The organism is Mycobacterium innocens (genome assembly GCF_900566055.1).
In the GTDB taxonomy this organism is placed as follows: Bacteria; Actinomycetota; Actinomycetes; order Mycobacteriales; family Mycobacteriaceae; genus Mycobacterium; species Mycobacterium innocens.
The window spans coordinates 1-12462 of the sequence record NZ_UPHQ01000074.1 but is presented as its reverse complement, the minus strand read 5'-3'; the positions used below and the strand labels follow the sequence as shown (position 1 = coordinate 12462).

The window sequence follows — 12462 nt, the reverse complement described above, 5'->3', positions numbered from 1 at the left end:
CTTCTACGACGACCCCGACGTACTGGCCAAGGTGTCACGGGGGCTGGGCGAGCCGATGGTCGGCATCAACGTCGAACAGATCGCCCAGCCGCACCGGCTCGCCGAGCGCGGCTGGTAAGAACCTTCCACGACGCCCGTTGACCGGTCTACTTTGCGAATCGACCGGCAAATCCGCGTAGTGGAATGTCGGCGCTGGTGATCAGACCGGGCCGGGCCGCGACCACCGACCTGAGCGAGTTGAGCGCCGGCATTCCGGTGACCGTCATGCCGATGGAGGCGAAGCTGTCCGGGTTGGACAAATCGATGCCGGGCTTCGGGAAGATCATGTGCTTGTTATGGACACACGGATCACCCTGGATCCGAGTGATGTAGCAGCCCTTGATCTTCCAGCTCGGGTCGGTGTGCGGAGTCATCTGCCACTCCAGGTGTGTCTCGACCCGCGCCACTCCGTCGACCAGGCCCCGGTATTTGATGTAACTGCCGCCCACCGAGCCTTTCGGCAGCGTGTACCAGCCCAGGTCGACGTCTTTGGTGCAGGCTCCCAGTTCATAGCTGAACGTAACCCCGTCAAGCGGCAGGTCGAAGCAGTCGGCCATCATCAGCACGCTGTCGGCGAAGACCCTGGTGTACTTTTCCAGCTTCGCCGGGATTTCCGGGTCGTCGACCGGTTGGCCATAGCCGACTTCGATCCAGGTCTCCTTGGAGTGATGGCAGGACACGTCGACGGACTCGATGGTGGTGATGTTCTCGATCTCGGCGACGTCGGCCGAACACACCACGCCGAGGATTTGGTTCAGGCCAGGGTTCATGCCGGTGCCGTAGAACGTCGCACCGCCCTTCTCGCAGGCCTCTGCCAACAGCTGGGTCACCGGCTTGCCGGATGGATGCGGATGGTTATGGTCGCGGTGCCACCCGGTGATCCAGTCGGCGGTGGTGACGACATTGATCCCCGCCTCAAGCACTTTCACGTACAGGTCCTCGTCGGGAAACACCCCGTGGAAGGTCAGCACGTCCGGCTTGGCGGCGATGATGTCCTCGACGCTGCCGGTTGCCGTGACACCGATGGGCCCGATACCGGCGAGTTCTCCGGCGTCGGTGCCGACCTTGTCCGGCGAATAGCAATGCACTCCGACCAGTTCCAGGTCCGGCCGCGTGTGCAGTCGCCTGATCATCTCGCGACCGACGTTGCCGGTGGCGACCTGAAAGACGCGGATCTGGCGAACCGGGGCATTCATTCTCGTCAACCTTTCACCGATGCTGCGGACACGTTGGCAGCGCTGCCGCCAAGACCGTCCGGATAGAACTGCTTGGCCCAGGTGCGAATTGCGGTGAAACCCTGGAACTCGTCGGGTGTCAGTGCGGGTCGGTCGGAGTAGCGCTGGTGAGCCCAGATGTCGATGTCCTGCTCGAACTGCCGGATCACTTCCTGCCCGAACTCGCGCGCCTTGAGCTCGGCGCGGGCCGGATCCTTGCCCGCCGTCCGGCCGATGTAGACCATGAACCGGACATCGGAGGTGGATTCGTCCACCGGCGTGATCGCGGAGATGGTGCGGTTGTCGACCATGCCCCAGCTCTTGGTCACCGCAACTCCCAAGCCGCCGTTGACGGCCTGTACGCCGCTGTTGACGTCCTCGATCTGCTGACCGTCGTCACCTTCGAAGGTGATGGTGAAGTCGACGAAGGACACCGGTTCGGCGAAGTCGTGGCGGGTGAAGACCGGCACGATCGGGGTGTTGTGCACGTATTTGAAATGCGCGAAATCCACCCCGTTTTCGAGCACGTACTGCGGATGGAGCTCCAGTCCCGGCCGGTACAACCGCTGCTGCGGGTAGTAGTCCGCGGCAGCACCGTCGTCGAAGCTGGCGAACACATCCGGTGGGTCGAAGAACGGTTCGCGGCGCTCGACGTCGTGCCAGATGTACACCGACTCGTTGCGCTCAACCACCGGATAGGTGGCGATGCGCCGCCCCCGGTTGGGCCGGTCCTGATACGGGATGCACACGTTGCGGCCCTGCTGATTCCACTGCCAGCCGTGGAAGGGACACTGCAGCACCTCGCCGACGACTTTGCCGCCGTAACCCAGGTGGGCGCCGAGGTGTTCGCAGTAGGCGTTCATCACGGTGAGCCGGCCCGACTCGGCGCGCCAGGCGACCATCTCCTGGTCGAAGTACTTCATCCGGAGGACGTCACCGACACCGATTTCGTCGCACCAGGCGACCTGGAACCATCCGGTCGGCTTCATCGACAGCGGCGGCTTGGCCATCTGAGCGGTCCTCCTTGGGTACGAATGATAGGCGGCCACCGCAGGAAAAGCACAGTCCCCTCTACGAAAACTTGACGCGCCGCATGGCGGGAACCCTTCAGCCGTCGATGACCACCCGGCGGCTCTTCGCCCGGGACACGCACACCAGCATCTCGTCGTCGGCTTCACCTGCGCGGCCGCGGTGATCCACTTGTCCGGCAAGGACTTTGACCTTGCACGTGCCGCAGAAACCCTGCTGGCACGAGTACGCGGTGGTCGGATCGCTGTCGCGCATGACGTCCAGCGCCGTCCGGTTCGCCGGGACGCTCAGCACCCTCCCCATCCGCCCGAGTTCCAGCTCGAATGGGATTCCGTCGACAACCGGCGGCGGGCTGAACCGCTCATAGTGCAGCGGTGCGTGGGCGTGCCGGGCGCGGGCCGCGCGCACCGCCTCCAGCATGGGCGTCGGCCCGCACACGTAGACGGCCGTCGTCGGCCCGGCGCCGTCCAGGAGGTCATCGACGGAGGGACAGCGGCCGCGCTCGTCGTCGGCCCACACCGTCACCCGCTCCGGTGCCACCGACACGACCTCGCGGAGCAGCGGCATGTGGTCTCGGCTTCGGCCGGCATAGACGGCCCGCCAATGGGTTCCGCGCTGCTGAGCCGCCTGGATCATCGGCAGGATCGGTGTCACTCCGATGCCGCCGATAACGAAAAGCAGGTCGGGCTCGGCCATTCCGAGAGAGAACGCGTTGTGAGGCCCCTCGAAAACCAGGGGGTCACCGACGTCGTAGGCCTCGTGCATCTCTACCGAACCACCGCCACCGTCGGCGATGCGCCGGATTGCGATGCGGTAATCCGTGCGACGGCCGGGCCGCCCGCACAGCGAGTACTGCCGGCGCCGGCCCGAGGGCAGGTGCACGTCGATGTGAGCGCCGGGTGTCCAGGACGGCAGCAATCCGCCGTCCGGGTCGGCCAGGGTCAGCGCCACCACGTCGGGTGCCACGAGTTCGCGTCCGACGACGGTCGCCAGATGTGTCCGTCGCACCGGGCTGACCCGCGACGGGTCCCATCGCGAGGCCGACGCGAATCCGCCGAACAGCGTGCGGACACCCCACAACGCGGTGGCAAAGCGGTCCCGCCGGCTACCGTCGTACAAATCGGCGGGCCTACTCGCCCAAATGCTTTCCACTACACTGGAATTCGACTGTGCACGGATCCGAATCACCGCCGGGTCCGCCATCCAGTCAGTGCGACGCCCGAGCAGCGGGTGAGACGGCCAGGTAATCGACCGCCCTCTCCAGTCCGCCCAGCTGCGACGGGTGAAAACCCGGCCGATAGTAGTGGCCGACGACCCGCAGCAATCGCCACGGGCCCGGCAGCAAGCCCCGGTGCGCCGAGTCGAGGTAGTCGCGCCAACGCGGCTTGACCCCCGGCGGCAGGTAGGGATCCACCGAGTACATGAACCGCACTCCGCGGATCCACAACAGCAACAGCACCGGGGTGACGGCAAGTTGGGCGCGCACCTGCCGCCAGTATCCGGCGCGTAGATGCTTCATGGTGTCGAAGGCCACCGCCTTGTGCTCGACCTCTTCTGCGCCATGCCACCGGAGCATGTCCAGCATCACCGGATCAGCGCCGACGGCGTCGAGCTGCGGGGAGTTCAATATCCATTCGCCCAAGACAGCGGTGTAGTGCACGATCGCCGAGATGAACGAGACCTGCTCCAGCAACCAGTTGTGCTGTCTGCGTAGGCTTTTCCGGGGTTTGTCGGCCAACAGCTTCTCGAACAGCCAGCCGATCTGGTCGGTGAACGGCGTCACGTCCACGCCCCGGGCATCGAAGTGGGCCAACACGCCGGAATGTGCTTGCGAATGCATCGCCTCTTGCCCGATGAATCCCTGTACGTCCCGTCGCAGTTGATCGTCCTTGATCAGCGGCAGCGTCTTCTTGAACACCTTGACGAAGAACTCCTCGCCGGCCGGCAGCAGCAGGTGCAGGACATTGATGAAGTGCGTGGCCAACGGCTCGTTCGGCACATAGTGGAACGGTAGAAGCGCCCAGTCGAACTCGACGTCGCGCGCCTCGAGGACGAGATGCTCCTGGTCGGCGCGACCCGGCTTGCCAGAGTGCAGCCCCGCTGCCCGCTCATCGACGGTGAACATCAGGCCCCCTTGCCTAGCCGTTTACATCAGCACCGAAATGTCATCCCCGTGGACACCATGTGCCGGTAAGTATAGGTGGCGCGTCCGCTACTCGGCCTCAGCGCGTTGCTTCAGGCGCCGCAGGGTGAGCTGGATGTGATCGGCGTTTGCCGCCGCCCGATCGCCGACCCCGGTTGCCATACCGGCGATCTTGCGGAACCAGCGCGGCCGCCGGTCCCAGGTGCTCTCGGTGACCCGGCAGCCGCCGCCGGCCGCGACGATGTCGTATTGCCACCGCGCCACCGGAATGACAGCGCTGCGCACGTCGAATGCGAAGGTGCGGCCCGGCTCAGCATCGGTGACGGTGCACGTGGTGTGCCACCGACGGCTGCCATTCTGGTTGTGGCCGACGAACACGGCCCCCTTGCGGACTCCGTCGCCCTTGCGCAATTCCATCGACACCGCCTCCTCGGCCAGCGAGGCCAGTGTCGGCAGATCGGTGATCAGCCCATACACCTGCTGCGGACTGGCGTTGATCTGGACAGTGGCCGACACCGAAGGCTCAGTCATTGGCTGATCATAGCCAGCCCGGGGCACCGGCAGCAGTACCCGCTGCCCGTCGGGTCCGTCGCCGCTGCCGACGTCGTCGGTGCTGCGGGAGCCGCGCCACGGCGTGGGCCGCGACGGTCGAGCACCTCGCGAACGCGTCGAATACCAACGCGCACAACCTATTACGTAATAGCGCTACAGCATTCGCAAGTCGGGAGCCAACGCCGCGACGATGTCGGCCGCCGGGCCGGGCCGGGCCTGCCGGTAGGCCGTTCCCGCCCAGAGGTTGGTCCCATGCGGGTCGTCCGCCGCGACCGCTGCCGCGCGTATCGGCTTGGTCATCTGGTTGACCTCGGGATAGCCCAGCGGCGCGACGTGATCGAGCAGCCGGGTGAAGTTGTTCGCCAGCCCACGGGCGTACCGGCCGGAGAATGCCCGCGTGACCAGGGTGGAGTCGAACTCCGGGTTCTTCAGCGCAACCCGGTGCGCCGGGTTGGTGCCCGCTTCGTCGGCGAGCATCAGCGCGGTGCCGACCTGGGCGGCGACCGCTCCCCGGCGCAGGACGGCCGCGACGTCCTCGGCGGTGCCCAGACCGCCCGCGGCGATCAGCGGCACCTCGTGTGTGCTGCCGATCCGGTCGAGCAGCTGGTGCAACGACTCCTCCCCCGGTTCCATGTCCGGCGCGAACGTGCCGCGATGCCCGCCGGCGCCCGGGCCCTGCACCACCAGGCTGTCGGCACCGGCCGCGATGGCCACCCCGGCCTCATAGGACGACGTCACGGTGACCGACACCAGCAATCCCAGCGCGCTCAGCCGGCGAATGACATCCGGCGGCGGCGCGCCGAACGTGAAGGACACCACCTCGGGGCGGACGTCGGCCACCACTTCGAGTTTGCGGTGCCAGTCGTCGTCGTCGCCGTGGATCGGCTGGCCGACCTCACAGCGGTAGTACTCGGCGACCTCTTCGAGCTCTTCTGCGTAGTACTCCAGCTGCATCCAGTCGGCGACGCTGGGCTGAGGCACAAACAGGTTCGCCCCGATCGGGCCCGTGGTGGCGGCGCGCGCGGCGGCGATGTCGTCGGCGAACTTGTCCGCACTGATATAGCCGCCGGCGACGAAGCCCAGCCCGCCCGCATTCGACACCGCCGCGGCCAGAGCCGGTGTGCCTGGCCCGCCGGCCATCGGCGCACCAACGATGGGTACCGCGATGTCCCAGAAGCCCAGCACCATCGGGTTAATTTACCATCGCTCGAAGTTGTTGCGGCAGCTGTCGTTTCGAGCCGTAGGGACCCAGAACGGCAGCGCCGTAGCGTTTACCCAGCAGCCGGCGGGCCACCATGTTGACCTCATCGACGGTGACCCGCTCGATTTGCTGCAGGGTGTGCTCGATGCTGCGGTGCTTGCCGTAGTTCAATTCGCTGCGACCGATGCGGCTCATCCGTGAGCTGGAATCTTCCAGGCCCAGCACCAGGCCGCCGCGTAACGAACCCTTGGCGATCCGGCATTCCGCCTCGGTGATGCCGTCGCGTGCCACCGATTCCAGCACGTCGGCGGTCACTCGCATCACCTCGGCGAAACGTTCGGGCAGGCAGGCCGCATACACCGAAAGGGCGCCGCTGTCGGCGAAAATGTCCAGCGCAGAGCAGACCGAATAGGCCAACCCGCGGGCCTCGCGGATCTCCTGGAACAGCCGAGAGCTCAGGCCGCCGCCCAACGCGGTGTGCAGCACCGACAGCGCCCAGCGGTGCTGCCAGCCGCGTCCGGGCGTGCGGATGCCCAGCGAGACGTGCGTCTGCTCGGCGCCGCGCTCGGCCAGCGTCAACCCGGGCATCCCGTTCACCCGGCCGGCACCCTTGCGAGGTGCGACGGGCCGGCGCCCGCGGACCAACCGCGGCCCGAAGTGCTCACGCACCAATGCGACCACCTCGCCGTGATCGACGTTGCCGGCCACCGCGAGGACCATTCGCTCCGGTGTGTAGCGCCGCACGTGAAACGACTGCAGTTGGGCTCTGGTCATCGCCGATACCGATTGCGCGGTGCCGATCACCGGCCGGCCCACCGGGTGATCGCCGAACAATGCCGCCAGGAACAGGTCGGCCAGCGCGTCCTCGGGATCGTCGTCGCGCATCGCGATCTCCTCGACGACGTCGCGTTCCAGCTCGACATCGTCGGCGGCGCAGCGCCCGTTGAGTACCACATCGGAGACCAGATCCATGGCCAGCGCCAGGTCAGCGTCGAGCACATGGGCGTAGTAGCAGGTGTGTTCCTTGGCGGTGAACGCGTTCAGCTCGCCACCGACGGCGTCCATTGCCTGCGCGATGTCGACGGCGGTGCGGGTGGGCGTGGACTTGAACAGCAGGTGTTCGAGGAAGTGCGCGGCGCCGGCCACCGTGGCGCCCTCGTCGCGCGATCCCACGCCGATCCAGAGCCCGACCGAGGCCGAACGCACCGCCGGCAGGTATTCGGTAACGACGCGCAGCCCGCCCGGCAGTGTCGTGCGGCGCACTGCCTGGGCCGCCGCTGGCTCAGCTGCTGGCCGTCGCGGCATCGGCTGGCGCTGCAGAGGCTCCGGCGGCCGCGTTGGCGGAGTCTTCCTCGGCCACCAAGACGAGCGAGATCTTGCCGCGCTTGTCGATATCGGCGATCTCCACCCGCAGCTTGTCGCCGACGTTGACCACGTCCTCGACCTTCGCAATGCGCTTGCCCTTGCCGAGCTTGGAGATGTGCACCAGACCGTCGCGCCCGGGCAGCAGTGAGACGAAGGCACCGAAATCGGTTGTCTTGACCACTGTTCCGAGGAACCGCTCCCCCACCGTCGGCAACTGGGGGTTGGCGATGGCGTTGATCTTGTCGATGGCGGCCTGCGCCGAGGGGCCGTCGGTGGCGCCGACGAACACCGTTCCGTCGTCCTCGATGGAGATCTGTGCACCGGTCTCCTCGGTGATGGCGTTGATGACTTTGCCCTTGGGACCGATGACCTCGCCGATCTTGTCCACCGGAACCTTGATGGTGGTGACGCGCGGCGCGTACGGGCTCATCTCGTCCGGCCGGTCGATGGCCTCGGCCATGACCTCCAAGATGGTCAGCCGGGCGTCGCGGGCCTGCTCCAGCGCGCCCGCGAGCACTTGCGACGGAATGCCGTCGAGCTTGGTGTCCAGCTGCAGCGCGGTGACGAAGTCCTTGGTTCCGGCGACCTTGAAGTCCATGTCGCCGAAGGCGTCTTCGGCGCCCAGGATGTCGGTCAGGGTGACGAATCGCCGCTCGGCGCGCTTTCCGCCGTCGGCCTCCTCGACCTCTATGTCGTCGGACACCAGGCCCATCGCGATCCCGGCCACCGGCGCCTTCAGCGGCACACCGGCGTTCAGCAGCGCCAGCGTGGACGCGCACACCGACCCCATCGACGTCGAGCCGTTGGAGCCCAGCGCCTCCGACACCTGGCGGATGGCGTACGGGAACTCCTCGACACCCGGCAGCACCGGCACCAACGCGCGCTCGGCCAGCGCGCCGTGGCCGATCTCGCGGCGCTTGGGCGAGCCGACCCGTCCCGTCTCGCCGGTGGAGAACGGCGGGAAGTTGTAGTGATGCATGTAGCGCTTGGTCGTCTCCGGGCCCAACGAGTCGATCTGCTGGGCCATCTTGACCATGTCGAGCGTCGTCACACCCAGGATCTGAGTCTCACCACGCTCGAACAGCGCGCTGCCGTGTGCCCGCGGAACCACGGCGACCTCGGCCGACAATGCGCGGATGTCGGTGATGCCGCGGCCGTCGATGCGGAAGTGGTCGGTGACGATGCGCTGCCGGACCAGCTTCTTGGTCAGCGCGCGGAACGCGGCCCCGATCTCCTTCTCCCGGCCCGGGTAGGTGTCGGCGAGCCGTTCGAGCACCTGGCTCTTGATTTCGTCGGTGCGCTGATTGCGTTCCGCCTTGCCGGCGATGGTCAGCGCGGCGCCCAACTCGTCGGTGGCCACCGAGGACACCGCGTAGTACACGTCGTCGCCGTAGTCGGGGAACACCGGGAACTCACCGGTCGTCCGGGCTGACGCTCCACACGCGTCGGCAAGTTCCTGCTGCGCGGTGCACAGCGCGGCGATGAACGGCTTGGCTGCCTCCAGCCCCTGGGCCACCACGCTTTCCGTCGGCGCCGCGGCACCGCCCTCGATGAGCTCGATGACGTTTTCGGTGGCCTCCGCTTCGACCATCATGATGGCGACATCATTCTTTTCGGGGCTGCCGCCCCGGTCACCGACGATGCGGCCGGCGACCACCATGTCGAACACCGCACGCCCGATCTGTTCGACGGTCGGAAACGCAACCCAGGTGTCGTCGATCAGCGCCACCCGCACGGCGCCGATGGGGCCGGAGAAGGGTAGTCCACCCAGTTGGGTGGAGGCCGATGCGGCGTTGATCGCCAGCACGTCGTACAGGTCGTTGGGGTCCAGGCTCAGGATCGTCACCACGATCTGGATCTCGTTGCGCAGACCGTCGACGAACGACGGGCGCAGCGGCCGGTCGATGAGTCGGCAGGTCAGGATGGCGTCGGTGGAGGGTCGTCCCTCACGACGGAAAAAGGAACCGGGGATGCGGCCGGCCGCATACATCCGCTCCTCTACATCGACGGTCAGCGGGAAGAAGTCGAAATGTTCTTTGGGGTTCTTGCTGGCGGTGGTCGCCGACAGCAGCATGTTCTCCTCGTCGAGGTAGGCGACCACTGCGCCGGCCGCCTGCAAGGCCAGCCGGCCGGTCTCGAACCGGATGGTGCGGGTGCCGAAGCTCCCGTTGTCGATGGTGGCGGTCGCTTCGAACACGCCTTCTTCAATTTCAGCTACAGACATGACGTCCGCGCGCCCTCTCTGGATTGTTCAACTGTTTCGCGTTGTCACGTACAACCCGAGGGTTGGCAGGGCTGACTCGCGGGCCCGGACGGACCTGCGAGCCGCCCTGGGAGCGTCCCTTATGAAAGAGAGCCTGAATGCGGCTACGGCCATCGATCGAAGCGGCCGACCTCCCCAGATCCGGGGAGCCCGGCAGCCACTACCGAAGACCGCCCGATACAGGCCGGGCTGCTCCCTCGGACATACATAGTGACTCGCTGGAGCGGTACACGCGGATCTACGTGGACCGCACCATGTGCTCGGGCCGAACCGGCCCAGAACGTCATTACTGTACACCGGCTAACTCCACGTTCCGGGAAGACCCGGATGCCCGATATGTCCGACCACTATGTCCGCGCTCCGTTGGTGACGTCCTCGACGCACACGGCGAACCGCCGCTGGGTGTAGGTGTAGCCCACGCCGCTGGCACATTGGTCGGCGGTGACGGGTGGCTCCAAGTTTTCCAGGATCTGCGTGGCCCGCTGCCGATGCGGCGCCGACGCGTCGTTGCAGTCCACCCGGAACGGGTCGGTTTTGTGCGCCGGGTCGACGCTCATGCAGCCGCCGACCACCCAATCGACGTCCAGGCATAAGGTGCTGTTCTCGCCGGTTAACGAGTTGTGCACGGAATACGAGGAGTCGACGTCGGCCGGGCATTGCGCGCGCTCGGCCCCGGGCTTCACCACGGCGACGACCTTGAAATTGGAGTCCGGGCTGCCGCACGCCGCCTTGGTGGCCTGCGGTCGGTCCGGCGTGCCGCCGAGCTTGAGACAATCCCCCACCTTGAGGTCGGCGAGGTTGGTCGCTGACGAGCACCCCATCAGTACTGCGCACGCCGTCACCACGACGGCCGGGAAAACGGCCAGGATGAGGGCGCGCATCGCGCGAGAGGTCAGCGACGCAGACCCAGCCGCTCGATCAGCGAGCGGTAACGTTCGACATCGATCTGGGAGATGTACTTGATCAGCCGTCGCCGGCGGCCCACCAGCAGCAACAGCCCCCGGCGCGAATGGTGGTCGTGCTTGTGCACCTTCAGGTGCTCGGTCAGGTCGGCGATCCGCTTGGTCAGCAGCGCGATCTGCGCTTCGGGGGATCCGGTGTCGGTCTCATGCAGACCGTAGGTCTTGAGAATTTCCTTTTTTTGCTCGGCAGTCAGCGCCACGAAACATCTCCATCAATTGGTCCGCGATCAAGGAATTTTCCGGGCACGGCCGCCGCGAACCGCAGCACGCGCCGATCAACGACGGGCAGTCTAGCAGCGGTTCAGCCGTGCGGCATAACCGTCAGCCCCCGGCCAGCAACGCGCGGGTGCGCTCGGTGTCGGCGGCAATCTCGGCGACGAGGTCACGCACCGATTCGAACTTCTTCTGGCCACGGATCCGAGCGACGAAGTCCAGGGCCACATGTTGGCCGTACAGGTCTGCGGTGGTGTCGAGCACGAACGCCTCGACGGTACGGGTACGCCCGGAGAATGTCGGATTGGTCCCGATCGACACCGCGGCCTGGTAGCGCTCACCGGGAATCACCGCCCCGGTCGCCGGACCATGGCCCAAAACCGTGAACCAGGCCGCGTACACACCGTCGGCGGGGATGGCCGAATACATCGGGGGTGCGATGTTGGCGGTGGGAAAACCGAGCTCGGCCCCCCGCCCGTAACCGCGGACGACGACGCCTTCGACGCGGTGGGGGCGGCCCAGTGCTTCGGTGGCCGCCATCACGTCACCCGCGTCCACGCAGGAGCGGATGTAGGTGGACGAGAACGTCACGGTCTCGTGGCTGTGGTACTCGGACACCAGCGACATCGCCTCCACCGCGAACCCGAACCGCTCGCCGGCCCGTCGCAGGGTGTGCACATTGCCGGCCGCCTTCTTGCCGAAGGTGAAGTTCTCGCCCACGACGACCTCAACCACGTGCAGGTGCTCGACCAGCAACTCGTGGATGTAGCGGTCCGGGGTGAGCTTCATGAAGTCGGTGGTGAACGGCATCACCAGGAATACGTCGATGCCCAGCTCTTCGACCAGCTCAGCGCGGCGAGTCAGCGTCGTCAGCTGCGCCGGGTGACTGCCGGGGTAGACCACTTCCATGGGATGTGGATCGAATGTCATCAGCACGGTCGGCACCCCGCGGGTACGGCCGGCTTTCACCGCGTGCGCGATCAACTCCGCGTGCCCGCGATGCACGCCGTCGAACACCCCTACCGTCAGTACGCATCTACCCCAGTCCGTGGGGATTTCGTCTTGGCCGCGCCACCGCTGCACAAAGGCAAGCCTACGGTGCCGGTCGAGCTGTGGCGGGCAAGATCGGCGTGCTACCGCTGGTTGGTCATCGCTGTGCGTCACGGCCATTCGAGCCGGCGGTGACGGTGCCGAGCCTGCGCTGACCGCGCCGAGGCTGCGTCCACAGCGTCGATCGCGGTCGGCTAGGCGCGCTCACTGCAGACTCGACGGCGTTACCGGCCATCGGAGGTGATCGCAGCCCCGCTTTCAACGCAGATCCGCCTAAACTTTCAGGTTGTGAGGGCTGACAGCTGTTGCGGGTTGAGTGGTCGGTAGTTGTCAGTGGTGTGCGGTAGGAACAAAGGTATGAATCTGGCGGCGTGGGCTGAGCGCAATGGTGTTGCGCGGGTGACTGCGTATCGCTGGTTTCGCGCTGGTCT

The 12462-nt window shown here is 66.5% G+C and carries 11 protein-coding genes and 2 pseudogenes; 2 read left to right on the top strand and 11 right to left on the bottom strand.

The features are described from left to right. Window positions 1-118: pseudogene (locus tag EET03_RS08975) on the top strand (pyridoxal 5'-phosphate synthase lyase subunit PdxS); the annotation flags it as partial. Window positions 119-146: 28 nt separating this feature from the next. On the opposite strand, the gene EET03_RS08970 reads toward EET03_RS08975, so the two are convergent. The 11 genes from EET03_RS08970 to EET03_RS08920 all read right to left on the bottom strand — a co-directional run bounded on the left by EET03_RS08970 (window position 147) and on the right by EET03_RS08920 (window position 12064). Then, window positions 147-1235 (bottom strand): NAD(P)H-dependent amine dehydrogenase family protein, encoded by a 1089-nt coding sequence (locus tag EET03_RS08970; RefSeq protein WP_075541334.1) that lies wholly within the window; start codon window positions 1233-1235, stop codon window positions 147-149. 5 nt (window positions 1236-1240) lie between these two features. Beyond that, the gene (locus tag EET03_RS08965) at window positions 1241-2263 is read right to left on the bottom strand and encodes an aromatic ring-hydroxylating dioxygenase subunit alpha (RefSeq protein ID WP_063469566.1); all 1023 of its coding nucleotides are present in this window, start codon (window positions 2261-2263) and stop codon (window positions 1241-1243) included. Window positions 2264-2360: 97 nt separating this feature from the next. Further along, window positions 2361-3485, bottom strand: a complete 1125-nt coding sequence (locus EET03_RS08960; protein ID WP_099194083.1) for a PDR/VanB family oxidoreductase — start codon at window positions 3483-3485, stop codon at window positions 2361-2363. 4 nt (window positions 3486-3489) lie between these two features. Beyond that, window positions 3490-4407: a metal-dependent hydrolase gene (locus EET03_RS08955; protein ID WP_099194082.1), complete on the bottom strand. Its 918-nt coding sequence runs from the start codon at window positions 4405-4407 to the stop codon at window positions 3490-3492. A gap of 87 nt (window positions 4408-4494) precedes the next feature. Continuing rightward, complete coding sequence (locus EET03_RS08950; protein WP_075541336.1) at window positions 4495-4956, bottom strand: SRPBCC family protein; 462 nt, start codon at window positions 4954-4956, stop codon at window positions 4495-4497. A 174-nt stretch (window positions 4957-5130) separates the two neighbouring features. Further along, window positions 5131-6165 (bottom strand): nitronate monooxygenase, encoded by a 1035-nt coding sequence (locus EET03_RS08945; RefSeq protein ID WP_075541337.1) that lies wholly within the window; start codon window positions 6163-6165, stop codon window positions 5131-5133. Window positions 6166-6169: 4 nt separating this feature from the next. After that, the gene (locus EET03_RS08940; RefSeq protein WP_075541338.1) at window positions 6170-7483 is read right to left on the bottom strand and encodes a M16 family metallopeptidase; all 1314 of its coding nucleotides are present in this window, start codon (window positions 7481-7483) and stop codon (window positions 6170-6172) included. Beyond that, window positions 7461-9767, bottom strand: a complete 2307-nt coding sequence (locus EET03_RS08935; RefSeq protein ID WP_075541339.1) for a polyribonucleotide nucleotidyltransferase — start codon at window positions 9765-9767, stop codon at window positions 7461-7463. The genes EET03_RS08940 and EET03_RS08935 overlap by 23 nt, the downstream gene beginning before the upstream one ends. 386 nt (window positions 9768-10153) lie before the next feature. Continuing rightward, complete coding sequence (gene lppU / locus EET03_RS08930; RefSeq protein ID WP_075541340.1) at window positions 10154-10687, bottom strand: LppU family putative lipoprotein; 534 nt, start codon at window positions 10685-10687, stop codon at window positions 10154-10156. 11 nt (window positions 10688-10698) lie between these two features. After that, window positions 10699-10968, bottom strand: a complete 270-nt coding sequence (gene rpsO / locus EET03_RS08925) for a 30S ribosomal protein S15 (protein WP_023372450.1) — start codon at window positions 10966-10968, stop codon at window positions 10699-10701. A gap of 121 nt (window positions 10969-11089) precedes the next feature. Continuing rightward, a complete protein-coding gene (locus tag EET03_RS08920; protein WP_075541341.1) occupies window positions 11090-12064 on the bottom strand; it encodes a bifunctional riboflavin kinase/FAD synthetase in 975 nt (324 codons plus the stop codon). Between the two features lie 324 nt (window positions 12065-12388). Between EET03_RS08920 and EET03_RS08915 the strand changes: the two are divergent. Continuing rightward, window positions 12389-12462: pseudogene (locus EET03_RS08915) on the top strand (IS607 family transposase); the annotation flags it as partial.

Coding starts and splice junctions, on each gene's coding strand:
- EET03_RS08960 (WP_099194083.1), bottom strand. CDS start 3,485: ATGGCGGACCCGGCGGTGATTCGGATCCGTGCACAGTCGAATTCCAGT.
- EET03_RS08955 (WP_099194082.1), bottom strand. CDS start 4,407: ATGTTCACCGTCGATGAGCGGGCAGCGGGGCTGCACTCTGGCAAGCCG.
- EET03_RS08945 (WP_075541337.1), bottom strand. CDS start 6,165: ATGGTGCTGGGCTTCTGGGACATCGCGGTACCCATCGTTGGTGCGCCG.
- EET03_RS08940 (WP_075541338.1), bottom strand. CDS start 7,483: ATGCCGCGACGGCCAGCAGCTGAGCCAGCGGCGGCCCAGGCAGTGCGC.
- EET03_RS08935 (WP_075541339.1), bottom strand. CDS start 9,767: ATGTCTGTAGCTGAAATTGAAGAAGGCGTGTTCGAAGCGACCGCCACC.
- EET03_RS08965 (WP_063469566.1), bottom strand. CDS start 2,263: ATGGCCAAGCCGCCGCTGTCGATGAAGCCGACCGGATGGTTCCAGGTC.
- EET03_RS08970 (WP_075541334.1), bottom strand. CDS start 1,235: ATGAATGCCCCGGTTCGCCAGATCCGCGTCTTTCAGGTCGCCACCGGC.
- EET03_RS08950 (WP_075541336.1), bottom strand. CDS start 4,956: ATGACTGAGCCTTCGGTGTCGGCCACTGTCCAGATCAACGCCAGTCCG.
- lppU (WP_075541340.1), bottom strand. CDS start 10,687: ATGCGCGCCCTCATCCTGGCCGTTTTCCCGGCCGTCGTGGTGACGGCG.